The following is a 24,759-nucleotide window of genomic DNA, read 5'->3' as shown; positions in this document are numbered from 1 at the left end:
TGCGGTTGCTGCCAGGAAGGGCCCCGGTACGGCAGCAACCGCATGGTCAGCCCTCCTGGGTTGTCGACCAGGCGTAGGAGGGGTCGGTCACCAGGAGGTGCTCATGGCTGCCGCGGGCCACGACGGTCGCCGGGGCCGCGCCCGTGGTCGCACCCGCGATCGTGGCGAGCGCGCCGTTCCCGAGCAGCAGGACCTCGTCGGCGGCCGCGAGCGGCGTCAGCCGGTGGGTCGCCAGCAGCACGGCCCGCCCCGTCTCGCGCGCGTGGTCGGCGAGGGTGCGGACCAGGGCGTCGGCGGTCTCGCCGTCGAGGTGCTCGGCGGGCTCGTCCACGAGCAGCACCCGGGCGGGGGCAAGGAGCGCACGAGCGACCAGGAGCCGACGGCGCTCGCCGCCCGAGACCGCCGCCGCGTCCGTGCCGACCAGGGTGTCCAGTCCTTCGGGGAGCGCGGTGAGCCAGCCACCCAGTCCGACGGCGGCGAGCGCGGCCCGTGCCTCGGCCTCCGTCACGTCGCCGCGCGCGACCCGCAGGTTCTCCAGCACGCTGGTGTCGAAGACGTGCCCGTCCTCGGCGACGAACAGTCGGTCGGCGGGGAGGTTCCGCAGGACGCCGGATGCCCGGTGACCCGGAGCGCCGACTTCCTGGCGCTCCGCGGGCCGCGTACCGAGCGTCCCCGTCAGGGGCGGGATCAGGCCGGCCGCAGTCATCAGCAGCGTCGTCTTGCCGACGCCGGACGGTCCCGCCAGCGCCACCACCGACCCCGGGCGCAGCGTGAGGGACACCTGCTCGACGACGGCATGTGGTTGGCCGTCGCCGTCGGGCCAGCCGGCGGTCACGCCGTCGAGCACGAGCAGCGCCTCGCCGTCCGCCTCGCCGTCCGCCTCGTCGGCGCTGCTCCCGGTACCGGACGCCGAGGTCACCGGGGCGACCTGCTCGTCCGGCGAGGGCAGCAGCTCCAGCAGCCGCCGCGCGGCCTCCCGCGACCGGTGCAGCTGGATCGCCGCCGCCGGAAGCCCGGCGGTCGCCTCGAACACGGCGAGCGGCGTCAGCACGATCACTGCCAGCGCCTCCACGGACAGCGAACCCGACAGCGTCGCCGGGATCCCCAGCGCGATCGAGGCGAGCACCGCGAGACCCTGCGCCAGCGCTCCCAGGGCTGCGGCCAGCCCGGACGTGCGGGCGCCGTCGTCCGCGACGGCGGACAGGCGGGCGTCCGCGGCGTCCAGGTCGGCCAGCCGCGCGCCGAACCGCCCGGAGACGCGCAGCGGCGCCGACTCCTCGAGGATCTCCAGGGACAACGCGGTCACCTCGCCCCGGGCAGCCGCGCCCCGTGCCTCCGTCAGGGCAGCGGCCCGGGCCGCGAGCCACGGCGTCACCACCCCGGCCAGCACCAGGCACAACGCCAGCGCGACCCCCGCCGCAGGCAGCAGCACACCCAGCAGGATCACCGAGCCGAGCGACGTCACCACCGCGACACCCGCCGGCACCATCGAGCGGACAACCACGTCGCCGACGTCGTCCACGTCCTGGCCGATCCGTGCCAGGAGCTCGCCCCGCCGGACCGTCACCGGACGGTCGTCGGCGGCGAGCCTGTCGTACAGGTTCGCGCGGAGCGCCGCCATGCCCCGCAGCGCGACGTCGTGGGACGCGAGGCGCTCGCAGTAGCGCAGGACGCCGCGCCCGATCCCGAACGCCCGCACCGAGACGACCGCCACCGAGAGGGTGAGCACCGGGGGCATCTGCGAGGCCCTGGCGACGAGCCATGCGGCGACCGCCGCGAGCCCGATCGCGCAGGCCAGGGCCAGGACGCCGAGGCCGATCGCCGCCGCGACCTTGACCGGCCGCACCTCCAGCAGCGGCAGCACCCGGCGCAGCGGATCGGCGGTTCCCCTGGTCAGGCGCTGTGTCGGGGCGCCCGGTATCGGAGTGGTCCGTGCCGGGGCGCCCGGCGTCGGGATGTTCATCGTGCCTCCGGATCTGCCGCCGAGCGGACGTCGATCACCTGGTCGGCGAGCCCGAGCAGCGAGGTCCGGTGCGCGACGACCAGCACGGTCCGCCCCGCGTCGCGCCACGCACGTACGGTCTCGAGCACCGCCTGCTCGCCGCGTGCGTCGAGGTGCGCGGTCGGCTCGTCGAGGATCACCAGCGGCTTGGTCGCGGCGTCGTCGAGCAGGGCCGACGTGAGCGCCACGCGCTGACGCTGGCCCACCGACAGGCCCGCGCCGCCGAGCCCGACCCGCGTGTCCCAGCCGTCCGGGAGCGAGTCGACGACGACGTCGAGCCCGGTCAGCCGCGCCGCATCGGCAAGCGCCTCGTCGCTCGCTGCCGGGGTGCCGTCCAGCACCACCTCCCGCAACCGCCCAGGCGCCAGTGAGGGCCGCTGCGGAACCCAGGTCAGCGCCCCCCACCAGCTCTCCAGCCCGCCCGCCGAAAGTTCGTCAAGCCCATGAAACGCACCAGTGGGGTCGACGAGCCCCACCCGCCCCTCATCCGGCGTCAGCAACCCGAGCGCCACGAGCACAGCGGTCGACTTGCCCACCCCGCTCGCCCCCCGTAGCGCGACGACCCGTCCACGCCCGCCAACCCCGGACCCGAGCGCCACCCGAGCCGACAGCCGGGACGGTGCGACGACCCCCCGCCCAGCAGCCCGCACCGACACCCCGTCCAGCACGAGCTCCCACCCGTCCAGCCCCGCCCGACCGCCCGAACCCGCCCCGCCGTCCGCACTCTCCGACCGGACGGGACCAGAAGCAGGCCCAAGAATCGCGAACGCCCGAGCAGCCGCAGCGACCCCGTCGACCGAAGCATGGAACTCCGCCCCGACCCGCCGCAGCGGCAGATACACCTCAGGAGCCAGCACGAGCACGGCGAGCGCCGGCTGCAGCTCCATGGCGCCCTCGACGAGCCGCAGCCCCACGCCGACGGCGATGATCGCCACCGAGAGCGTCGTGAGCAGCTCCAGCACCATCGAGGAGAGGAACGCGATCCGCAGCGTCCCCATGGTCGCCCTGCGGGACGCGTCGCCGAGCGCCCGCACCCGCTCACCCGGCCCGAAGGACCGCCCGAAGGCGCGGAGCGTCGGCAGTCCGGCGACGAGGTCGAGCACCTGGGCGCCGAGCCGTTCGACGGTCGCGAGCCGCCGCTCCGACGCTCCAGCGGTCAGCCGCCCGACGAGCACCATGAACACGGGCACGAGCGGCAGCGTGACGACGAGGATCACCGCCGATACCCAGTCCAGGCCCAGCACGACGGCCACGAGGGCAGGCGTGAGCAGCGCCGTCAGCACCAGCTGCGGCACGTACCGCACGAGGTACGGCTCGAGCGCGTCGAGCCCGCGGGTCGCGAGGGTCGCGACCTCCGCCTCCGGGCTCGCGCCGTTCCCGCCACCCGACGCCGGAGCGCGGGACCCGCCGATCGCCGTCGTCTCGCTCGCCGCCGCCCCGACCGCCGTACCGACCGCCCGCGGGCCGCGCAGCGCCCAGGCCTCGACCACGGCGTGCCGCAGCTCGGCGATGGTCCGGGCGGCGGCGCGCAGCGCGTATCGCTCCTGCGCCCACGCGACGGCCGCCCGCCCGGCGATCACGAGTGCCAGCCCCGCGAAGGACCGCACCGTCGCCGGCCCGGACGTGCCGTCCCCGCGGATCACCGGTGCCAGCAGGTCCGCGATGAGCAGGGCCTGCGCGACGATCAGCCCCGCCGCCGCCACGCCGAGCCCGACCGTGAGCACCACGTACCAGCGCGCCGCGCGGACCTGCCGCAGCAGCCGGGGGTCGATCGGTCTCATGCGTCCGTGCTCCAGTCGTTCAGAACGCCGAAGGTGTTCAGAACGCCGAGTCCTTGATCTTCTTCCAGGTGAGGCCGGCCGGTGCGGGGATGTGGTCCACGGTCAGCCGGCGCCTGAACACCCAGTACGTCCATCCCTGGTAGAGGATCACCAGCGGTGTCAGCACCACTGCCACCCACGTCAGGATGGTCAGCGTGTACGGGGTGGACGCCGCCTCGGCGATGCTGAGCGCGCTGCCGCCGTCGAGGCCCGGCAGCACGTCGGGGAACATGGACCCGAACATCAGGACCACCGCGGCGATGATCGTCACGGCGGAGAGCCCGAACGCGTAGCCCTCGCGCCCCGCACGGTTCGTCCGCAGGACGCCGATCAGGGCCAGCCCGCCCACGATCACGACCGCCCACGTCCAGGCGGGCGCGAACGCGGTCTGCGTCCAGCCCGCCCAGACCCCGGCGACGGCCAGGGCGACCACCGTCAGCACCCCGGCGAACCGGCGGGCCCGCGCCCGGATCGCGCCGTCGGTCTTGAGCGCAACGAACACCGTGCCGTGCAGCAGGAACAGCACGAGCGTCGTGAGGCCGCCGAGCAGCGCGAACGGGTTGAACAGGGCAGCGAGCCCGCCCACGTACTGGTGCGCGTCGTCGAGCTGGACGCCGCGCACCAGGTTCGCGAACAGCACGCCCCACAGGATCGCCGGGGCCCAGGAACCCACCTGGATCGCGATGTCGCAGCGGCGCGCCCAGACGGCGTCGGAGATCTTGCCGCGGTACTCGAAGGCGACACCGCGCACGATGAGCGCCACCAGGATGGCGAGCAGCGGCAGGTAGAAGCCCGAGAGCAGGGTGGCGTACCACTCGGGGAACGCCGCGAAGGTGGCGCCCACGGCGGTGATCAGCCAGACCTCGTTGCCGTCCCAGACCGGGCCGATGCTGTTCACCAGCACCCGCCGCTCCTTCTCCCGGTGCGCGGCGTCGCCGCGGGGCAGCAGCGACATCAGCATGCCGACGCCGAAGTCGAAGCCCTCGAGCACGAAGTACCCGGTCCACAGAACCGCGATGATGACGAACCACACGATGGCGAGGTCCACGGTCACGTCCTTATCTCTCTGGCAATCTCATCGATCAGGCAGTAGGCGAATCAGTAGGCGAAGGAGAGCGGACGGTCGGTCTCGTCGCCGGCGGCCTCCGGCGACTCGTCGCGCACCGTCGAGGGCACTCCCTCGATCGCGTACCGGTGGATGAGCCGGTACCAGATCACGCCCAGCACGCCGTAGAGCACCGTGAACACGACCATCGAGGTGATGATCATGCCGGGGCTGACCACCGTGGAGACGCCCTGCATCGTGAGCAGCCGGATCTGGTCGATCCCCGTGGGGTTGGGGGCGACCACCCAGGGCTGGCGTCCCACCTCCGTGAAGATCCAGCCGAACGACGAGGCGAGGAACGGCGTGGGGATCGCCGCGATGGCGATGCGGGCGAACCAGGGGTTGTCGCTGACGCGGCCGCCACGGGTGAACCACAGGGCGGCCAGCGCGAGCAGCGCGGACCCGGCGGCGAACCCGATCATGAGCCGGAAGCTCCAGTAGCTGGCGGCGAGGTTGGGCGTGTAGGAGATCGGGTTCCCGGCCTCGTCCGTGGCGCCGTACCGCTCGGCGTACTGCTCCTGTACGTCGTTGACGCCGGGCAGGTAGCTGTCCTCGCCCGAGAACTTGCCGGTGCCGAGGTAGCTCGACAGGCCAGGCACCTCGAGGATGTGCCGCACGCCCTCGCACGAGTTCGACAGGTCACCGATGGTGAGGATCGAGAAGGGGGCTGCTTCCTCGCCCTCGCACAGCGCCTCGGCCGACGCCATCTTGCCAGGCTGCTGCTCGAACATCAGCTTGCCCTGGGCATCGCCCGTCAGAGCGACGCCTGCGCCGGAGACCAGCATGACGACCGTGCCGAGGACCACGGCGGGTCGGTAGACGTTCCGGGCGAGCTCGACGGACTCGGGCCGCCTGGTCCGGACCAGGCGCACCATCCACCAGGCAGCGATCCCGGCCACGAACGTCCCGGCCGTCAGGAAGGCGGCGGCCACCGCGTGGGGGAAGGCCGCCCAGAGCGTGTTGTTGCCGAGGATCGCCCAGATCGACTCCATCTCGGCGCGACCGGTCTCCGGGTTGTACCGCGCCCCCACGGGGTGCTGCATCCACGAGTTGGCGGCCAGGATGAAGAAGGCGGACAGGTTGACGGCGACGGCGACCGCCCAGATGCAGGCGAGGTGCACACGCTTGTTCAGCCGGTCCCAGCCGAAGATCCACAGACCGAGGAACGTGGACTCGATGAAGAACGCGGCGAGGGCCTCCATGGCGAGCGGTGCCCCGAAGACGTCGCCCACGAACCGGGAGTACTCGCTCCAGTTCATCCCGAACTGGAACTCCTGCACGATGCCGGTGACGACGCCGAGCGCGAAGTTGATCAGGAGGAGCTTGCCGAAGAACTTCGTCAGCCGCAGCCAGCGCTCGTTCCCCGTGCGTACCCAGGCCGTCTGCATCACGGCCACCAGGGGTGCGAGGCCGATCGTGAGCGGAACGAAGATGAAGTGATAGACGGTGGTGATGCCGAACTGCCAGCGTGCCAGGTCGAGAGCTTCCACTCCGGGCTCCTGTGGTGTCTCCGTACGGCTCTGTCCCGCGGACGCTGGCCTGATGTGGCAGGTCGGGGCGCTGTGGGGGCGGATCCGTCGCTTGTGAATGTCTTCACAAGCCACTGTACACGCAGTTGGACCACCGCAGGGCGAGGTCGATGTGCTGTGCGATACTTGACGAACCCGCGTAGGCCCACATCCCTGCGCGGCCTGCAGAGTCCAACACTGCCCGCGATCCGCACGCGGTGCCGCTGTCACGACAGAAACGTGGCCGCAGGCGTCCGCGAAGATCGCAGGAACAGGGCCGCAGACCGAGACTTCCGCCCGGGTGTGTCGCTTCGCCGCGATGCACAGCCGGACGACCGACCGCCTGGCGGTCCGCGTGGTGTGGGGCGGACGCCGGCTACAGGAGCACCTCACGTGACGCCTTCCAGCACCACCGGTTCGACCATCGGGTCACAGGATGATCACGACGCACCTGAGGCGAACGCCCAGGTCACCACTGGTGGGGAGGCTCCGGCGGGCACGACGCCGGCCAAGCGCCCGCGCCGCCGCGTCACCAGGTCCGTCGTCTCGACGGCGAACGTCGAGCCCATCGTCGTCGGTTCGGCCGGCACCGGGGAGGCCCCGGCCGAGTCCCAGCCGGTGACCACTGGCGGCACCGCCGTCGTGTCGACCTCCGCGGCCGCTGAGCCCGCCACCAAGCGCCCGCGCCGGCGCGCCACGCGGGGCGTCTCGTCCCCCACGGCACCCGCCGTGGCCGAGCCGACGGCGGCCGAGCCGGCCGTCGAGACCGTCGTCGAGCCCGCCGCGGTGAGCGAGCCGGTCCAGAGTGAGACAGATGTCACTGTCGAGCCCGTGCCTGCGGCCGAGCCCGAGCCGGTCGAGCCGGAGGCTGCCGTCGAGGAGCCTGCCGAGGCATCCACCGAGGTGACGGCGCCGAGCGACATCGTGCTGCCCGAGCCCGCGGCGGCGCCCGTCGACGCCCCGGTGCGCGGGGTCGCGAGCCTGGACGACATCATCCTGCCCGGCAGCCCGACGGCGGAGCCCGAGAAGTCGGCTCCGAAGCGTCGTACCCGGAAGAAGGCGGAGCCCGTAGCAGAGGTTCCGGCAGAACCGGCCGCCGAGGACGCCCCCAAGCGTGCCCGGTCGCGCCGCAAGCCCGTCGCCGCGGAGCCCGTCGCCGCGGAGCCGCTGGCGACGGAGCCCGTCGTGGAGACCCCCGTGGCCCCCGCCGCCGAGGCACCGGTCGAGACCCCGGCCGCCGAGGTGGCGCCGGAGGCTCCGACGTCCGAGGCGCAGGCGGCAGAGGCGCCGAGGACCCGCGGCCGCCGCAGCAGCCGCCGTCCGGCAGCGGAGCCCACCGTGGCCCCAGCGGTCGAGACGCCTGCCGCCGAGGCACCCGCGCAGCCCTCGGTGTCGCCCGCCGCGACGACGTCGGGCACGCGCGTCCCGCGGCTCGCCACCACCGCGCTGCTCTTCCAGGCGCCCGACGAGTCCGCCGCCCGCCGCTCGCGGCGTGCGCAGGCACCTGCCGGGCCGCCGCGTCCGCAGGACCTGACGCCGACGTTCGCCCGCCCGGTCGCTCGCCCCGTCGAGCAGGCCGCCGAGGCGCCCGCACGTGCGGCGGAGCACGTCGTCGAGCGTCCCGCGGAGCCCCGCTCCGAGCGGGTGACCGAGGCCGGGGCCGAGCCCCAGGAGGCAGCCGAGGCCCCGGCCGAGCCCAGGGCGCGCCGGTCCGGCTCGCGCCGGGCGGTGCGTCGTACGGGCGGACCCAGCATCGAGCCGGCCGTGCGGCCGGACACGCAGGACACTGCCCCGAGCGCGCAGGCCGATGCCGTCGAGCCCGTCGCGGACGCGTCCGTGGCGTCTCCCGACCGGGAGACGAGCGCCGCCGTGCCGTACTTCGTCGCGGCCGAGCTGAGCGAGGACGACGCCGCCGCCGTGGACGAGGTCGGCGCGATCGAGGACGAGCTGGCCGCCGAGGGCGTCGAGCTCGAGGAGCTCGCCCCGGCGGACTTCGAGGAGTACGACGACGAGGAGGTGCGCCCGTCGCGCCGCCGTCGGCGTCGAGGTGGACGTGGCCGTCGTGGCGGCCGCGCGAACCGCCTGGACGACGAGGACGACTCGGCGGACGAGGAGCAGGACGACGACTCCGAGGAGGACGCGCAGGCGTCCGACGAGGACGATGACGAGCAGGACGCCGCCCAGGACGCGGCTGACGGCGAGGGTGACGCCGAGGGTGAGGGCGGCAGCCGCCGTCGTCGCCGGCGCCGCCGGGGTACGCGGGGCGAGCGCGCCGAGGCGGCCGCCGTCCGCACGACCCGTACCGACGAGGTCACCGCGCTCAAGGGGTCCACACGCCTCGAGGCGAAGCGCCAGCGTCGCCGCGAGGGCCGCGACCACGGGCGTCGTCGTCAGATCATCACCGAGGCCGAGTTCCTGGCCCGCCGCGAGTCGGTGCAGCGGTCGATGATCGTGCGCGAGAAGGACGGCCGCACGCAGATCGCGGTGCTGGAGGACGGCGTGCTCGTCGAGCACTACGTCTCGCAGCAGTCACAGGCGTCGATGGCAGGCAACGTGTACCTGGGCCGCGTCCAGAACGTGCTGCCCTCCATGGAGGCCGCGTTCGTCGACGTCGGCAAGGGCCGCAACGCCGTGCTGTACGCGGGTGAGGTCAACTGGGACGCCGCGGGCCTGGAGGGGCAGCCGCGCCGGATCGAGCAGGCGCTGAAGTCGGGCGACTCGGTCCTGGTGCAGGTCACCAAGGACCCGATCGGCCACAAGGGTGCCCGGCTCACGAGCCAGGTCACGCTCGCGGGCCGGTACCTGGTGTTCGTGCCGGGTGGTGGCATGACCGGCATCAGCCGCAAGCTCCCCGACACCGAGCGTTCGCGCCTCAAGAAGATCCTCCGCGAGGTGGTTCCCGAGGGTGCGGGCGTGATCGTGCGCACCGCGGCCGAGGGGGCGAGCGAGGACGAGCTGCGCGCCGACGTCGAGCGGCTGCAGGGCCAGTGGGACGCGATCCAGGAGAAGTCGAAGAAGGCCAACGCCCCCGCTCTGCTCCAGGGCGAGCCGGACATGGCCATCCGCGTCGTCCGTGACATCTTCAACGACGACTTCTCGTCGCTGGTGGTGCAGGGCGAGGGCGCGTGGGACGAGATCGCGCACTACGTCGAGGAGCTCGCCCCGGACCTGCGCGAGCGCGTGTCCAAGTGGGTCGAGAACACCGACGTGTTCCACGTGCACCGGGTGGACGAGCAGCTCGCCAAGGGTATGGACCGCAAGGTCTGGCTGCCCTCGGGCGGCTCGCTGGTCATCGACCGCACCGAGGCGATGACGGTCGTGGACGTCAACACCGGCAAGTTCACCGGTGCCGGCGGCACGCTCGAGGAGACCGTCACGCGGAACAACCTCGAGGCGGCCGAGGAGATCGTGCGGCAGCTCCGCCTGCGCGACATCGGCGGCATCATCGTCATCGACTTCATCGACATGGTGCTCGAGTCCAACCGGGACCTGGTGCTGCGTCGTCTGGTCGAGTGCCTCGGCAGGGACCGCACCAAGCACCAGGTGGCGGAGGTGACCTCGCTCGGGCTGGTCCAGATGACGCGCAAGCGTGTGGGCCAGGGCCTCGTCGAGGCGTTCTCCGAGACCTGCGAGCACTGCAAGGGCCGCGGGTTCATCGTGCACGAGGAGCCCATCGAGAAGTCGGGCAACGGCATGGGTCCGGGCAGCGCGCCCGCGTCGTCCGACGAGGGCCTGCGCTCCCCGCGTGCGCGCCGCAAGCGCGGCAAGGAGGGCAAGGTGGCTCCCGTGCTGGAGACCACGCCCGTCGCGAGCCTGCCCGAGGAGCGGTCCGAGGCCCGCGAGGCCGTCAAGGCCACGCTCGCCACCATCGCCGCCGCCGCGCAGCATGCGCACGAGCCGAAGGAACCTTCGGACGACGGTCCCGCCACCCTGGACGAGATCCAGCTGCCAACCGCCGGTGCTACCGGCACCACGTCGACGTCCGCGAGCTCCGGCTCGGCGGCTTCTCCTGACTCACCCGACCCTGACTCACGCGACTCTGCGGGATCGCCGGCGGACGCCGCACGGTCGGCGAGCGATGCGCCGGAGGGGGGCTCCGACACTGGGCAGTCGGAACCGCCCAAAGGAGCTGGCGACGAGGTCGCCTGAGCAGAAGAAGGGTTTCTGGGCGAGGCTGCTCGGCCTCTGACCTGATCCGGACGAGGGTCGCCACCGCGAGGTGGCGGCCCTCGTTTTTTCGTGCCCGGACACTGCCCACCCAGATCTCCCTTGCGGAACCACCACGTTCTGTGGTTCATTAGTCGAGTAATGAACCACGGAAGCAGTGAACCGCACGAGACTCGGAGACCTACGATGACCACCACCGCCGTACGGCCGACCACTACCCGAATGGGGTACGTCGACAACCTGCGGGTGCTGCTGACCGTGCTGGTCCTGGCGCACCACAGCGCCCTGACCTACGGCGCGCTCCCGCTCTGGTACTGGACCGAGCCGAGCACCAGCCCGTCCGGCATCGCGCTGATGCTGCTGGTGATCGTGAACCAGCTCTATTTCATGGGGTTCTTCTTCCTGCTCTCCGGCCTGTTCGCTCCCGGGTCCGTCGACCGCAAGGGGCCCGGCGCCTTCGCCAGGGACCGGTTGCTCCGGCTCGGCGTCCCGCTGGTGGCCTTCTGGCTGGTGGCCCGGCCGCTGCTGTCCCTGCAGAGCTGGCCGGACCACCGCGCGGAGGGGGAGTCGTTCCTGCAGTTCTGGTTCACCGTCGGTGACGTCGGCCCGCTGTGGTTCGCTGAGGTGCTCCTGGTGATGTCTCTCGCGTACGCCGCCTACCGCGCGCTGCGCGCCCGCTCGACGGCACGGTCCGGCATCGCGGACGCCGGATCGCCGACGACGGTCGACGCCGAACCCCGACCGGTCCGCTTCCGGGCGATCGCCGGGCTGGTCGCGGTGCTGACCGCCGCCACGTTCCTCTGGCGCCTCGCGGTCCCGTCCGGGACCTACTGGGAGTTCGCGGGCCTGCCCTCCCCGGCGTACCTGCCGCAGTACGTGGTCCTCTTCGTGGTCGGCCTGCTCGCGGTGCGCCGCGGGTGGCTCACCGCTCTCACCGTGCGGCAGGGGCGCGTGGCTCTGGTCGTGGCGCTCGTCAGCCTGGGGCCGGCACTCGGTGGCGCCGCCCTCGCGACCGCGCCCGGCGCCGGGCCGCTCGCCCAGCTGGGTGCGAGCCTCGCGGAGAACGTCTTCGCCGTCAGCACGATAGTGGCCCTGCTGGTCCTGTTCCGGGAGCGGTTCTCGGGCCAGCCCGCCTGGGCGCGCTGGGCGGCGCAGAACTCGTTCGCGGTGTACGTCATCCACCCGCTCGTGCTGGTCGGTGTCGCGATGATCTTCGCGCCGCTGGCCGCTCCGGCCGGCGTGAAGTTCCTCATCCTGCTCGCCCTCTCGGTGCCGCTGTGCTGGGGCTTCGCCCACCTGCTGCGAAAGATCCCGGGCGTTTCGCGGGTGCTGTGATGTGGAGGCTGGGCCAGCGGTCGGCGAGCTGTCGGCCAGGGGGTCGGTCGGTGGCCGGGGGCGCCTGGGGTGGCTGACTTCGGTCCCTTGCACCGGCCCAGCCATGACTTCGGTCACCTGCCCTGAGATCGGTCAATCAACCGACCGATCTCAGGGCAAGCGACCGAAGTCATGAAGCCTGGCTTGCCACCGACCGACCGGCCCGAGCACGACTGGCATCGCTGGGACGGCCCGTACTACCCGGCGCCCACCGGCGAACAAGCGGATGCGATCGTCCAGGCTCTCGCCTGGAACCACGGCCTGGCCTGGTCGGCGTCCCGGGTTCCGCAGCCTGAGCCCTCAGGCGCCGGGGCACCGCCGTCGGGCGCCGGGGCACTGCCGCCGGGCAGGCTGGTGGTCGACGTCGGCGGCGAGCTCGTCGGGACCGTGGCGTGGTACTGGGAGTCGCGCGAGACGCAGTGGGCCCGATGGGCGTCACCGTGTACGACCCGGCGGTGCGCGGCCAGGGGATCGGACGCACGGCGCTTGCCCTCTGGACGTCTGTACTGTTCGAGCGCACGCCCTGGGTGCGGCTGGACTTCGCGACATGGTCGGGCAACGAGGCGATGCTCGGGGTCGGGAAGGCGCTGGGCTTCGTGGAGGAGGCGCGGTTCCGCCAGGCCAGGGTGGTCGACGGCGTGCGCCACGACTCGGTGGTCATGGGCGTGCTCCGCGGCGAGTGGCAGGAGCCCTTGGAACCTCAGCCGTCCGCGGACAGCCGCTCGTAGAACTCGGCGATCGTCCGGGAGAAGAGCTCCGGCTCCTGCTGGTTCCACGGGTGGCCGACCCGCGGGACGATCCGCAGCTCGGCGTTCGGGATCGTCGCGGCGAGCTCCCGCGCCGGTGCGAGGTTGGCGAAGTCGCGGCTGCCGCACAGGACGAGCGTCGGCGCCTGGATGCTCGCCAGCCGCTCGCGGAAGTTCATGTCCCCGACCACCTGGAGGGCCCCGAGCCACTGCGCCTTGGTCAGGACCATGCGCTCGGCGGCGCGCTCCGGCAGCATCCGGACGATCGTCCGCTGGATCGCCATGAGCGCGGGAGGCACGCGGACCTGGCTGCCCGAGAGCACGAGCGAGGCGACCCGCTCGGGGAAGTCGAGCACGAGCTGGGTCGCCGTCATCGCGCCGAGCGACAGGCCGCAGACGTGCGCCCGGTCGATCCCGTGCTCGTCGAGCAGGTCCCGCAGCGCGCGTGCCGCTCCGGCGAACGTGAAGGCGCCGGGCGTCGCGGCACGGTCGAGCCCAGGGATGTCCGGGGCCAGGCCCGTGAACCCGGCGGGCAGGGCGCGCAGCTGCGCCTCCCACGGATCGGTGCCGGCGCCCAGCCCCGGCAGGAACAGCACGGTCTCGACGTCGGTGGTCATGCTCGTCAACCTAGTGGAATGGTTGACTGACGACCATGGAAGACGGCCTGGGCGCTGGGCGCCTCGAAGTGATCGCCGGCCCTATGTTCGCGGGCAAGTCCGAGGAGCTGCTGCGCCGGGTGCGGCGCGCCCGGATCGCCCGGCGCGGGGTGCTGGTGGTGAGTCACTCGCTCGACGCACGCAGGGGGCTGGGCAGGGTGACCTCGCACTCGGGTCAGGGCGTGCCCTCCCACACGGTGTCGGACGCCGCGGAGATCCTCGCCCTGCTGGACGCCGACGCCGGGGACGGCGCCCGGACCGAGCTCGTCGCCGTCGACGAGGCGCAGTTCTTCGGCGCGGGCCTCGTGCCAGTGGCCTCGGAGCTCGCCCGCCGCGGGCTCGTGGTGGTGGTCGCGGGGCTGTCCGTCACGTTCGACGGCCGGCCGTTCTCGCCCCTGCCCGAGCTGATGGCGCTCGCCGAGTCGGTGGAGAAGCTCACCGCCGTCTGCTCGGTGTGCGGCGCGGACGCGGCCTTCCACGTCAGGGTGCCTGGAGCGCCACCGGTGACCACCGCCGACGACGACACGGGCGGCGCCCTGGTACCGGTCGCCGCGCACGTCGGCGGCTCGGAGTCGTACGAGGCGCGCTGCCGTCGGCACGCGGACCGGCGCGCGGAAGGGCGCGAGTGACCGGTAGACGCTGACGCGCTGGCGGCCGCTCGCGCCCTTCGGCACGGCGAGGTCTGCTGCTGCCCCGAAGGTCAGACCTTGCGGAGCGAGTGGTACTCCGGGCAGTCGAACGGGTCGCGTGCCGCGAGTCCCACCCGGTTCAGGTAGTTGACGACGAGCAGGTACGAGTGCGCCAGGGTCGTCTCCGTGTAGGGGATGCCGAGGTTGGCGCAGTGCTCCCGGACGATCACGGCGGTCCGGATGAGATGCGGGCGCGGCATGCTCGGGAACAGGTGGTGCTCGGTCTGGAAGTTCAGCCCGCCCATGAGGATGTTCATGAACCAGCCACCCCTGATGTTGCGCGAGGTGAGCACCTGCTTCGAGAGGAAGTCGAGCTTGCTGTCGGCGGGGATGATCGCCATGCCCTTGTGGTTCGGGGCGAACGATGCGCCCATGTAGACGCCGAAGACGGCCATCTGGACACCGAGGAACGCGAAGGCCATGCCGACCGGCAGCACCAGCATCAGGATCGCGACGTACACGCTGAGGCGTACCGCGATGGTCACGAGCTCGCCCACGCGGGAGCGGAGTGTCTCCGGCGTTCCCTGGAACAGCGACTGGATCGAGGTGACGTGCAGGTTCAGGCCCTCGAGGGTGAGGAGGGGGAAGAACAGCCAGCCCTGGTAGCGGTTGATCCACCGCTTGAGCCCGCGGTGCTGGCGGACGCCTTCCTCGGTGAAGGCGATCGTGTCGTTCGCGATGTCCGGGTCCTTGCCGACCCGGTTCGGGTTCGCGTGGTGCCGGGTGTGCTTGTTCATCCACCACGAGTAGCTGATGCCGACCACTGCGTTGGCGAGGAAGCGGCCCAGCTGGTCGTTACGGCGTCCGGACTCGAGGACCTGGCGGTGCGACGCCTCGTGTGCGACGAAGGCGAACTGCGTCAGCACCAGGCCGAGCGCTCCTGCCATGAGGAGCTGGAACCAGGAGTCACCCAGCAGGACGAAGCCCGTGATGATCCCGCCGAGCGCGACGGTGAGCGCGGCGAGGGTCCAGGCGTAGTAGCGGTGCGCCCGGTGGAGCAGTCCGGCGTCGCGCACGGTGCGTGCCAGCGACGTGTACGTGCTGGTCACCGGCTGCGCATTGGGGTCGCGGGGTTTCGTCGGGCGGAAGCCGTCGCGGACGAGGGGGGCAGCTTGGGCCATGTGGTCCTCACATGCTCGGTGTCGACTTCCCAGTCGGGGAATCGGACGATTTCGTCCATAGTGCAGATGTCCTGAGCCTACGGGAGCGTAGGTTAGCTCGCGAGGGGCAGGATGTGGACGCCTCGCGAAGGGTTGCAGACGGTGTTTTGACCTGTGCTTGTCCTTCGCTGCCCGTCTGCATGTCAAACGTGCCGGTTTGCGGGTGGCGGCTCACGCCTCGGGATCTTCGATCAGCGGCACGAACCGGTACCCGCCGTGGTCGGTCGCGCGGGTGCGGCCGTCGGGCAGCCGCTCGATGAGCAGCAGCGTGGTCCGGATGGGGATGACCATGCGGCCGCCGTACCCGATCTGGTCCACCAGGGCCCGCGGCAGCGCGGGCGCCGAGGCCGAGACGAGGATCCGGTCCCAGCCGTTGGGGCGGGGATGCCCGAGCACACCGGGTGTGGCCTGCTCGATGCTCGCCCAGCTCATCCCGGTGCGCTCGACGTTGGCCGCGCCCCACTCGGCGAGCCTGCTGTCGCGCTCCACGCCGAGCACCGAGCCCTGGGGTCCGGCAAGGTAGGCCAGCAGCGCGGTGGTCCAGCCGGAGCCCGAGCCGACGTCGAGCACGCGGGCGCCGAGCGGTACGCGCAGCAGACGGAGCATGGCGGCGACGGTCGCGGGCTGCGAGGAGGTCTGCCCGCGCCCGATGGGCAGCGGCCGGTCCTCGTGCGCGAGGGGCCGCTGGGAGCGCGGCAGGAACTCCCGGCGGGGGACCGCGCGCATGGCGCGTTCGATGTCGTCGTGCACTGCTACCGGTTCAGAGGCCATCGGGATCACCCGATCCCAGGGTAGGCACAGGCCGATCAAGGTCGCCAGGTGCCGACCCTGGCGGTCCGGCGACCGCCCGGGAGGGGGTTCGCGGCAGAGGGTGGGCAAGACCACGCACCCGTCGGTTTGAACCCGTCGGGGGCGTCGCGTAACCTAGTGCTTCGGTGTGCTGTCTGCGCACCCGTCCTGCGTGCCCATGGCGCACCGCACTCGACCGCCGCGGCGGAGCGAGTCACAGCAAAGCCGGTGGATCCCGTCGTGCGCGCACGCCAAGACTAGAGAGATGAGTTGAACGTGGTTTACGCGATCGTCAAGGCTGGTGGCCGTCAGGAGAAGGTGTCCGTCGGGAGCATCGTCGTCATGGACCGTGTCCAGGCGAAGCCCGGTGAGACCCTCGAGCTCACGGCCCTCCTGCTCGTGGACGGGGAGAAGGTGACCACCGACGCGAAGAAGCTGGCGAAGGTCAAGGTCACCGCTGAGGTCGTTCGGGACGAGAAGGGTCCCAAGATCACGATCCTCAAGTACAAGAACAAGACCGGCTACCGCAAGCGTCAGGGTCACCGTCAGTCGCTGACCCGGCTCAAGGTCACCGGCATCAAGTGACTTCCGCTGCGGGCCTCCTCTGACGAGTGAGCCTGCGCGTGATCCAGATACTTCTTCTTCTCCTTCGTAGCGAAAGACAGGTCCTGAGATGGCACACAAGAAGGGCGCGAGCTCCTCGCGCAACGGTCGTGACTCCAACGCCCAGCGCCTCGGTGTGAAGCGCTTCGGTGGCCAGGTCGTGAAGGCCGGCGAGATCATCGTCCGCCAGCGCGGCACCCACTTCCACCCCGGCATCAACGTGGGCCGCGGCAAGGACGACACGCTGTTCGCCCTCACCCCCGGCGCCGTTCAGTTCGGTGCGCGTCGTGGCCGCAAGGTCATCGACATCGTGACAGTCGAGGCCTGAGTACCGGCTTCCGCGTAAGGGGGCGCACCGGTGACGGTGTGCCCCCTTCGCCTTTTTCTTGAGCGGCTCGTACTGAGCTGCTCTGCCTGAGGCCGTTCGTGCCTGAACAGTTTTGCCTGAGCAGTTTTTGAGAGGATCGAGACATGGCCAGCTTCGTAGACCGGGTGGTGCTTCATGCCGCCGGGGGAAACGGCGGGAACGGCTGCGCCTCGATCCGTCGCGAGAAGTTCAAGCCCCTCGCGGGGCCCGACGGCGGTAACGGCGGCGACGGCGGCACGGTGAAGCTGGTCGTCGACGCGAACACCACCACCCTGCTCGAGTACCACCACTCGCCGCACCGCCGGGCGACGTCGGGCACCCAGGGGATGGGCGGCGACAAGGACGGCAGCAAGGGCGGCGACCTGATCCTGAAGGTGCCGGACGGCACCGTCGTGAAGGACCTGGACGGCAACGTCCTGGCCGACCTCGTGGGTGAGGGCGCCGAGTACGTCGTCGCAGCGGGCGGCAAGGGCGGCCTGGGCAACCGGGCGCTGTCGTCGCACACGCGCAAGGCCCCCGGCTTCGCGCTGCTCGGCGAGGAGGGCGACATCGCCGAGATCGAGCTCGAGGTCAAGACGATCGCCGACGTCGCGCTCGTGGGCTTCCCGAGCGCCGGCAAGTCGTCGCTGATCGCCGCGATCTCTGCCGCCCGGCCCAAGATCGCCGACTACCCGTTCACCACCCTGGTGCCGAACCTCGGTGTGGTGCAGGCCGGCCAGTCGCGGTTCACCGTCGCGGACGTCCCGGGCCTGATCCCGGGTGCGAGCGAGGGCAAGGGCCTCGGCCTGGAGTTCCTGCGGCACATCGAGCGCACGGCGATGATCGTGCACGTGCTCGACTGCGCCACCCTGGAGCCCGGTCGTGACCCGATCACCGACCTCGACGTGATCGAGGAAGAGCTCGCCAAGTATGAGGGCGACATCGGCCTCGAGGGCGGCCGCGTGCCGCTGGGCGAGCGTCCCCGCCTGGTGGTGCTCAACAAGATCGACGTGCCCGAGGCCCGCGAGCTCGCGGAGTTCGTGAAGTCGGACCTCGAGGAGCGCGGGCTGCGCGTCTTCGAGATCTCGACCGCCAGCCACGAGGGCCTCCGCGAGCTGAAGTTCGCGCTGGCCGAGACCGTCGAGAAGGCCCGCGCCGCGGCGCCGCCGCCTGCGCCCGCCCCGGTCGTGCTGCGCCCGCGCGCCGTCGACGAGGCGCGGTTCACCGTGCGCCGTCTCGGTGGCGACGAGACCGGCTACTGGTTCGAGGTGCGCGGGACCAAGCCGGAGCGCTGGGTCAAGCAGACCGACTTCAACAACGACGAGGCCGTCGGCTTCCTCGCGGACCGGCTCGCGAAGATCGGCGTCGAGGACGGCCTGTTCAAGGCAGGCGCCGTCGCCGGCGACGAGGTGCGCATCGGCGACCCGAAGAACGCCGTCGTCTTCGACTGGGAGCCCACGCTGCAGACCGGTCCCGAGCTGCTCGGCGGCCGCGGCACCGACCTGCGTCTCGAGCAGAACGACCGGCCGACGCGTGGCGACAAGCGCCGGGAGTTCAACGAGCGCATGGACGCGAAGACCGAGGCCCGGCGCGAGCTGTGGACCGAACGCGAGGCCGGCCACTGGACGGACCCGGACTCCGAGTAACCAGTCCGCCGAAGTAGAACCCTGGCGAGGTAGAACCACAGGTTCTACCTCGCCAGGGTTCTGTCTCGGCAGGGTGGGTGTGACCGGTGCGTGAAATGGCCGCGCGTCGCGGGTGGTACTCCGGCGAGGATGGGGGAGTGAGCTCCATCGAACCTTCGGTCAGCCCTCAGGACGCCCCGGGCGCCCGGTCCGTGATCGCCGGCGCGCGGCGTGTGGTGGTCAAGATCGGCTCGTCGTCCCTGACGGGCCCGGACGGGCACCTCGACGTCGGGGCGCTGCGCGGGGTGGTCGAGGTGCTGGCCGCACGGCAGGCCGCCGGCACCCAGATAGTGCTGGTGACCTCTGGCGCGGTCTCCGCTGGCATCGGCCCGCTCGGCCTCGGCTCGCGGCCGCGCGACCTCGCCACCATGCAGGCGGCGGCGTCGGTGGGCCAGGGCCAGCTCGCCGGCCGGTACCAGGAGGAGTTCGCGGCGTTCGGGATCCAGATCGGCCAGATCCTGCTCACCGCCGAGGACACCGTCCGCCGCGCCCGCTACCGGAACGCGCAGCGGGCCCTCGAGCGCCTGCTCGTGCTCGGCGTCGTGCCGGTCATCAACGAGAACGACGCGGTCACCACCGACGAGCTGAAGTTCGGCGACAACGACCGCCTGGCCGCACTCGTGTCGCACCTCGTGCGGGCCGACGCGCTGCTGCTGCTGACCGACGTCGACGGCCTGCACGACGCGCCGCCGTCGCGCCCCGGCGCCCGGCGCATCCCGCAGGTCGACGATCTCGCCGAGATCTCGGGCGTCGAGGTGACCGCGCGCGGCAGCTCGGTCGGCACGGGCGGCATGGTCACCAAGCTCGAGTCGGTACGGATCGCCACCGGCGCGGGCGTCCCCACCGTCCTGACGCTCGCGAGCAACGCCGCGGCTGCCCTCGCCGGGGACGACGTCGGCACCTTCTTCTCCGCCACGGGACGCCGCACGTCGGCGCGCCGGCTGTGGATAGCGCACGCGGCACGCACGGAGGGCCGCCTCCACCTGGACGACGGCGCCGCGCGTGCCGTTCTCGGCGGCCGCGCCTCGCTCCTGCCCGCCGGGATCACGAAGGCGGAGGGCCAGTTCGACGCGGGTGACCCGGTGGAGCTCGTCGGGCCCGACGGCACGGTGGTCGCGCGCGGGCTCGTCGCCTTCGACGCGAGCGACCTCCCCGCGCTCCTCGGGCGCTCCACCTACACGCTCCGTGAGGAGCTGGGGGAGGGTTACGACCGCGTGGTGGTGCACCGGGACGACCTGGTGCTCGACCGGCCGACGGGCCAGTAGGGCGCATCCGTCCCTGCGAGTGTCCGCACCACGGATCTGCGCTCCGTGATCTGGCCCGTCCGACGTACTCTCGACGCATGACGACTGTGAGCCAGGACGAGGCGATACGTACCGGAGGCGACACTCCCGGGGCAGCCACGCCGCCGCCGTCGGGTGCCGCGGAGGTGGACGTCACCGCCGCGGTGCGCGACGTCGCCCGGCGCGCCAAGGTCGCGTCGCGCACCCTCGCCACGGCGAACCGCATGACGAAGGACGCCGCGCTCGGTGCGATCGCGGGTGCCCTGGTCGGCGCGGCGGACCGGATCGTGGCCGCGAACGCCGAGGACCTGGAGCGGGGGCGCGCGAACGGGATGTCCGACGGGCTCCTGGACCGGCTCGCGCTGACCCCGGAGCGGATCGCGCAGATCGCCGACGCGCTGCGCGACGTCTCGGGCCTGCCGGACCCGGTCGGCGAGGTGGTGCGCGGGCAGACTCTGCCCAACGGCCTGCGCCTGCGCCAGATCCGCGTGCCCATGGGTGTGGTCGGCATGATCTACGAGGCCCGTCCCAACGTCACGGTCGACGCGGCGGGCCTGGCGCTGAAGTCGGGCAACGCGGTGATCCTCCGCGGGGGGAGCGCCGCCGCGGCGTCGAACGACGTGATCGTCACGGTGATGCGGGACGCCCTCGTGGCGCAGGGCCTGCCGGCCGACCTGGTCCAGACGATCGACGCGTACGGCCGGGCCGGCGGCGTGGCGCTCATGCGCGCCCGCGGCCTCGTGGACGTGCTCATCCCGCGCGGTGGCGCCGACCTCATCCAGACGGTGGTCCGCGAGTCTCTCGTGCCCGTGATCGAGACCGGCGTCGGCAACGTGCACGTCTACGTGGACGCGACCGCCGACGTCGCCATGGCCGTGGCGATCGTGATGAACGCCAAGACCCAGCGGGTAGGCGTCTGCAACGCCGCGGAGACGCTGCTCGTGCACGAGGACGCCGCGGCGGGCTTCCTCCCGGCGGCGCTCACCGCGCTGTCCGACGCCGGTGTGGTGCTGCACGGTGACCCTGCGGCCATGGCCTTTGCCCCGGCCGGCGCCGACATGGTTCCCGCGACGGACGAGGACTGGGCGACCGAGTACCTCGCGCTGGAGCTCGGCGTCCGGGTGGTGCCGTCCCTCGACGAGGCGATCGAGCACATCCGCACCTGGTCCTCCGGGCACAGCGAGGCGATCGTGACGCGGGACATCGCCGCGGCGGACCGGTTCGTCGCCGAGGTGGACTCCGCGGCCGTGATGGTGAACGCGTCGACCCGGTTCACCGACGGCGGTGAGCTCGGGCTGGGTGCCGAGATCGGCATCTCCACGCAGAAGCTGCATGCGCGTGGTCCCATGGGACTGACCGAGCTCACCACCACCAAGTGGGTGGTGACGGGCGACGGGCACGTCAAACCGTGACGGCCCGTCAGCGTCCGGAGATTTCCCCAGGATCTCCTTGTGGCCCAGTGCCGCGATGTACAGGCCGCAATTCGTCCGTGAGAGACTAAAGCCCACCTGAGCACGTCCGACCGGGAGGAACCCCCGTGCTGCACAACGCTGTCCTGGCCGCCGAGGCCGCTACGGAGCACGCCAACGAGCCGATCGCACCGATCGTTCTCGGCCTGATCGCCTTCGGCTCCCTCGTGGCCGCGCTGGTCGTCACGTACGCGTTCCGCAACGTCGGCAACCGACACTGATCCGCCTGACGGGAGCCTGACGACCAGATGAGTGCACCCACGGTATGAGTGCCCCTACTGGGAGCAGGCCGCGCATCGGGGTGATGGGCGGTACGTTCGATCCCATCCACCACGGCCACCTCGTGGCCGCCAGCGAGGCGGTCGCCCACCTGGGGCTGGACGAAGTCGTCTTCGTCCCCACGGGCCGACCAGGATTCAAGCAGCAGCAGCGGGTCACCCAGGCCGAGCACCGTTATCTCATGACGGTGATCGCGACGGCGTCGAACCCCCGCTTCACGGTGAGCCGCGTCGACATCGACCGAGCGGGCCTCACCTACACGGTGGACACCCTCCGGGATCTGCGTCGGCAGCGGCCGGAGGCGGACCTCTTCTTCATCTCCGGTGCGGACGCCATCCAGCAGATTCTTCGGTGGAAGGATGCCGAGAAGCTGTGGGACATGGCACACTTCGTCGCTGTCACACGGCCAGGGCACAAGCTCTCCGTTGACGGGCTTCCTCGGGACGGCGTGACGACGCTCGAGGTGCCTGCGCTAGCCATCTCCTCGACCGACTGCCGTCGTCGGGCCGAGGAGGGGTTGCCGGTCTGGTATCTGGTGCCTGACGGCGTGGTCCAGTACATCGCCAAGCACGGACTGTATCGAGGTCTTCACGATGAGTGACAACAATGGTCGTCCCATGACGCGCCGCGAGATTCGCGAGCGCGAGGCTGCCGCCGCGGCTGCAGCCGCCGGTGGTACCGGTGGCAGCGCCTACCCGCCCCAGGGCGGGCAGCAGCAGCCTCCGCACCGTGGCGCGCCCGCGCCCGAGGGCGGCTGGTCGCCGCAGAACCCGCCGGTCGCCCGGCCCCCGCAGGCGACAGGTGGCTCGCGCGGCGTCGACGCGACCGGTCGCCTGACACCCGTGCAGCAGCCCGGTGGCAACCCGCCGCCGTACGGCGGCGGTGCGCCCGGACAGGGCCGGCCGGGTGCCGCGCCGTCCGGTCCTGGTGGCTTTGCTCCCGGTCGTGGCCAGCAGGCCTCGGGCCCCGGTGGGCCCGGCCAGCAGGGCCCTGGCGGACAAGGCCCGGGTGGACAGGGCCCGCAGGGTGGGCCGCCCAGCCCGTTCGGCGGCCGTCCGTCCGCTGCGCCCATGCCGCCCGCCCCGCAGCAGGGTCGCTCGGGGAGGTTCGGCGGGCAGAACGCCCCGCAGGGCTCCGGCCCCGGTATGCCCCCGGCTGCCGGCAGGCCTGGGGACCCGGGCCAGACGTCGCAGTGGGGCCCGGCTCCTTCCGCGCCGACCCAGTCGCCGTCGGGCCCGCCATCACCGTTCGGGGCACGACCCGGAGCGCCTGCGGGCCTCGGTCAGCAGCGTCCCGGGAGTCTTGCCCCGCAGGCCGGAGGCCCGTCCAGCGGTCCGATGGCGGGCGGCGCGCCCGCGCCCGCGCTTCCTTGGGAGTCGGCTGCCTCGGCCGCCCCGCAGTCGCTGCCCCCGGGTGGCGCACCACAGGCCCCCGGTTCCCCGTTCCCCGGGCGTCCCGGTGCGGCCGGCCCGGGCTCCGGCCCGGTGGGTGGTCCTGGACAGCAGTTCCCTGGCGCGCCCGGTGGCCAGTTCGCTGCCGGCCCCGCCGCCCCGTCGCGTTCTTCCCGCCGTGAGGTGGAGGAAGAGTGGGACGAGGAGGAGGACGAGGGCCCGCAGTACACCTGGCTGCACTACATCATCCTGGTGGTCGTCGCGTTCGTGCTGGGCCTCCTGATCTGGAACCTGGTGCTCAAGGGCGACAGCGGCTCCATCACGGGTGCCGCCGCCCTGCTGGGCAGTCTGCCGGGCAGCTCGCCCGGCCTCAACGGAGGAGATGCGGCATGACCGCTACGGAGCGGGCCACAGAGCTCGCGATCATCGCTGCGCGAGCCGCGAGCAGCGTCAAGGCGCAGGAGATCATCGCGCTCGACGTGAGCGAGCAGCTGGTGCTCACCGACGTGTTCCTCATCGCGTCCGGTGCCAGCGAGCGTCAGGTCTCGGCGATCGTCGACGCGGTCGAGGAGCAGCTCTTCAAGGAGGGCGTCAAGCCGATCCGCCGGGAGGGCAAGGCCCAGGCGCGCTGGGTGCTCATCGACTTCGGTGACGTCGTCGTGCACGTGCAGCACGCCGAGGACCGCACGTACTACGCGCTCGAGCGGCTGTGGAAGGACTGCCCGGCGATCGACCTCCCGGAGGACGCCCGGGGCGGCGGCGACACCGGCGAGTACAGCGACCCCGACGACGGCGCCATCTACCTGGCGGGGGACTCGCGCCGGTGACAGCTGGGACGGTAGTGCTGCTGCGCCATGCGCGCACCGCGTACAACGCGGGACTGCGGCTGCAGGGCCAGATCGACATCCCGCTCGACGAGGTCGGGCGGTGGCAGGCGGAGCAGGGCGCCACGGCCCTCGCGGCGTCGCACAAGGCTTCCCTCGTGGTCGCCAGCGACCTGGGGCGGGCCAGGGACACGGCAGCCGCCTACGCGCGGCAGGTGGGCCTGGAGGTCGTGACAGATGCCGGGTTGCGTGAGCGCTCGTTCGGCATCTGGGAGGGCATGACCGACGCCGAGATCGCGGAGCGCTGGCCAAACGAGCACGCGGTCTGGCGGAGCGGTGGGGAGCCGCCGGTCGAGGGGGTCGAGCCGAAGGACGTGGTCGCCCGCCGGATGGAGGAGGCGGTGCTGCGGCACGCCGAGGCGCTGAGCGCGGGGGAGACCCTGGTGGTGGTCTCGCACGGTTCGGCGATCACCCAGGCGATCACCCGCCTGCTCGGCCTCGACCCGGCCACGTGGCGTGGGCTGCACGGCCTGCACAACGTGCACTGGTCGCACCTGCACGCCTCCGCCCCGGGCGCGGCACCGGCATGGCGGCTGGTCGCGCACAACGTGGGCGCCGGCTACCCGCTCGACACCTGGCAGTCAGGGCCGGAGGCCCGGCAGTAGCTGCCCGGGTTTCCGGCGTGATGGAGCGCACGCGGGTTTTGATTTGGTCCCTGGCGTCGGTCTGCATAGACTAACCACGCTCGCCCGGCCGGATGGCTGGGGGAGACCAATTCGGGGCTGTGGCGCAGCTGGTAGCGCACCTGCATGGCATGCAGGGGGTCGGGGGTTCGAGTCCCCCCAGCTCCACCGATACGAGAG

The 24,759-nt window shown here is 72.1% G+C and carries 21 protein-coding genes and 1 tRNA gene; 15 read left to right on the top strand and 7 right to left on the bottom strand.

The window, feature by feature from the left end; genetic code table 11:
- Positions 1-46: 46 nt before the first annotated feature.
- The 4 genes from cydC to AB0I32_RS09590 are packed head-to-tail and all read right to left on the bottom strand — an operon-like array spanning position 47 to position 6,417.
- Entirely contained in the window at positions 47-1,963 is a 1,917-nt protein-coding gene (cydC, locus tag AB0I32_RS09605; protein WP_357505218.1) for a thiol reductant ABC exporter subunit CydC, read from the bottom strand.
- On the bottom strand, positions 1,960-3,783 hold the full coding sequence (cydD, locus tag AB0I32_RS09600; protein ID WP_357505216.1) for a thiol reductant ABC exporter subunit CydD: 1,824 nt from the start codon (positions 3,781-3,783) through the stop codon (positions 1,960-1,962). The genes cydC and cydD overlap by 4 nt, the downstream gene beginning before the upstream one ends.
- Positions 3,784-3,820: 37 nt before the next feature.
- A complete protein-coding gene (gene cydB / locus AB0I32_RS09595; protein ID WP_357505214.1) occupies positions 3,821-4,870 on the bottom strand; it encodes a cytochrome d ubiquinol oxidase subunit II in 1,050 nt (349 codons plus the stop codon).
- A 50-nt stretch (positions 4,871-4,920) separates the two neighbouring features.
- The gene (locus AB0I32_RS09590) at positions 4,921-6,417 is read right to left on the bottom strand and encodes a cytochrome ubiquinol oxidase subunit I (protein ID WP_357505212.1); all 1,497 of its coding nucleotides are present in this window, start codon (positions 6,415-6,417) and stop codon (positions 4,921-4,923) included.
- A 411-nt stretch (positions 6,418-6,828) separates the two neighbouring features.
- Between AB0I32_RS09590 and AB0I32_RS09585 the strand changes: the two genes are divergently transcribed.
- The 3 genes from AB0I32_RS09585 (at position 6,829) to AB0I32_RS09575 (ending at position 12,704) form a co-directional block, all read left to right on the top strand.
- A complete protein-coding gene (locus tag AB0I32_RS09585) occupies positions 6,829-10,584 on the top strand; it encodes an Rne/Rng family ribonuclease (RefSeq protein ID WP_357505210.1) in 3,756 nt (1,251 codons plus the stop codon).
- A 204-nt stretch (positions 10,585-10,788) separates the two neighbouring features.
- Entirely contained in the window at positions 10,789-11,937 is a 1,149-nt protein-coding gene (locus AB0I32_RS09580; protein ID WP_357505208.1) for an acyltransferase family protein, read from the top strand.
- 467 nt (positions 11,938-12,404) lie between these two features.
- Positions 12,405-12,704: a GNAT family protein gene (locus AB0I32_RS09575; RefSeq protein ID WP_357505206.1), complete on the top strand. Its 300-nt coding sequence runs from the start codon at positions 12,405-12,407 to the stop codon at positions 12,702-12,704.
- Here the strand turns inward: AB0I32_RS09575 and AB0I32_RS09570 are convergent.
- A complete protein-coding gene (locus AB0I32_RS09570) occupies positions 12,677-13,339 on the bottom strand; it encodes an alpha/beta fold hydrolase (RefSeq protein WP_357505204.1) in 663 nt (220 codons plus the stop codon). The two genes, AB0I32_RS09575 and AB0I32_RS09570, sit on opposite strands and share 28 nt — an antisense overlap.
- 35 nt (positions 13,340-13,374) lie before the next feature.
- On the opposite strand from AB0I32_RS09570, the gene AB0I32_RS09565 reads away from it, so the two are divergent.
- Positions 13,375-14,007 (top strand): thymidine kinase, encoded by a 633-nt coding sequence (locus tag AB0I32_RS09565; RefSeq protein ID WP_357505202.1) that lies wholly within the window; start codon positions 13,375-13,377, stop codon positions 14,005-14,007.
- 71 nt (positions 14,008-14,078) lie between these two features.
- Here the strand turns inward: AB0I32_RS09565 and AB0I32_RS09560 are convergent, their stop codons facing one another.
- Positions 14,079-15,188: an acyl-CoA desaturase gene (locus AB0I32_RS09560; protein ID WP_357505200.1), complete on the bottom strand. Its 1,110-nt coding sequence runs from the start codon at positions 15,186-15,188 to the stop codon at positions 14,079-14,081.
- Between the two features lie 210 nt (positions 15,189-15,398).
- Positions 15,399-15,998, bottom strand: coding sequence for a protein-L-isoaspartate O-methyltransferase (locus tag AB0I32_RS09555; RefSeq protein ID WP_357505198.1), 600 nt, complete (start codon positions 15,996-15,998; stop codon positions 15,399-15,401).
- 294 nt (positions 15,999-16,292) lie between these two features.
- Here AB0I32_RS09555 and rplU point away from each other — a divergent pair, with 294 nt between their 5' ends.
- The 11 genes from rplU to AB0I32_RS09500 all read left to right on the top strand — a co-directional run bounded on the left by rplU (position 16,293) and on the right by AB0I32_RS09500 (position 24,747).
- Complete coding sequence (gene rplU / locus AB0I32_RS09550) at positions 16,293-16,601, top strand: 50S ribosomal protein L21 (protein ID WP_357505196.1); 309 nt, start codon at positions 16,293-16,295, stop codon at positions 16,599-16,601.
- Between the two features lie 88 nt (positions 16,602-16,689).
- On the top strand, positions 16,690-16,947 hold the full coding sequence (gene rpmA, locus AB0I32_RS09545; RefSeq protein ID WP_108495115.1) for a 50S ribosomal protein L27: 258 nt from the start codon (positions 16,690-16,692) through the stop codon (positions 16,945-16,947).
- A gap of 143 nt (positions 16,948-17,090) precedes the next feature.
- On the top strand, positions 17,091-18,611 hold the full coding sequence (gene obgE, locus AB0I32_RS09540; RefSeq protein WP_357505194.1) for a GTPase ObgE: 1,521 nt from the start codon (positions 17,091-17,093) through the stop codon (positions 18,609-18,611).
- A gap of 137 nt (positions 18,612-18,748) precedes the next feature.
- Positions 18,749-19,915 carry a glutamate 5-kinase gene (gene proB / locus AB0I32_RS09535; protein ID WP_357505192.1) on the top strand — a complete coding sequence of 389 codons (1,167 nt, stop codon included), beginning with the start codon at positions 18,749-18,751 and terminating at the stop codon, positions 19,913-19,915.
- 77 nt (positions 19,916-19,992) lie between these two features.
- Positions 19,993-21,345 carry a glutamate-5-semialdehyde dehydrogenase gene (locus AB0I32_RS09530; protein ID WP_357505190.1) on the top strand — a complete coding sequence of 451 codons (1,353 nt, stop codon included), beginning with the start codon at positions 19,993-19,995 and terminating at the stop codon, positions 21,343-21,345.
- 125 nt (positions 21,346-21,470) lie between these two features.
- Positions 21,471-21,623: a hypothetical protein gene (locus AB0I32_RS09525; protein ID WP_165827280.1), complete on the top strand. Its 153-nt coding sequence runs from the start codon at positions 21,471-21,473 to the stop codon at positions 21,621-21,623.
- 44 nt (positions 21,624-21,667) lie between these two features.
- Positions 21,668-22,282: a nicotinate-nucleotide adenylyltransferase gene (nadD, locus tag AB0I32_RS09520; protein WP_357505188.1), complete on the top strand. Its 615-nt coding sequence runs from the start codon at positions 21,668-21,670 to the stop codon at positions 22,280-22,282.
- On the top strand, positions 22,275-23,465 hold the full coding sequence (locus tag AB0I32_RS09515) for a hypothetical protein (protein WP_357505186.1): 1,191 nt from the start codon (positions 22,275-22,277) through the stop codon (positions 23,463-23,465). Before nadD ends, AB0I32_RS09515 begins: the two co-directional genes overlap by 8 nt.
- Positions 23,462-23,899 (top strand): ribosome silencing factor, encoded by a 438-nt coding sequence (rsfS, locus tag AB0I32_RS09510; RefSeq protein WP_357505184.1) that lies wholly within the window; start codon positions 23,462-23,464, stop codon positions 23,897-23,899. The genes AB0I32_RS09515 and rsfS overlap by 4 nt, the downstream gene beginning before the upstream one ends.
- Entirely contained in the window at positions 23,896-24,561 is a 666-nt protein-coding gene (locus AB0I32_RS09505) for a histidine phosphatase family protein (RefSeq protein ID WP_357505182.1), read from the top strand. The genes rsfS and AB0I32_RS09505 overlap by 4 nt, the downstream gene beginning before the upstream one ends.
- Before the next feature lie 113 nt (positions 24,562-24,674).
- Positions 24,675-24,747: transfer RNA gene (locus AB0I32_RS09500), tRNA-Ala, on the top strand.
- The last annotated feature ends 12 nt before the right edge of the window (positions 24,748-24,759 follow it).

Source organism: Promicromonospora sp. NPDC050249, from assembly GCF_040656015.1.
Taxonomy (GTDB): domain Bacteria; phylum Actinomycetota; class Actinomycetes; order Actinomycetales; family Cellulomonadaceae; genus Promicromonospora.
The sequence above is the reverse complement of the archived record's forward strand: the minus strand, read 5'-3'. Positions and strand labels throughout refer to the sequence as shown.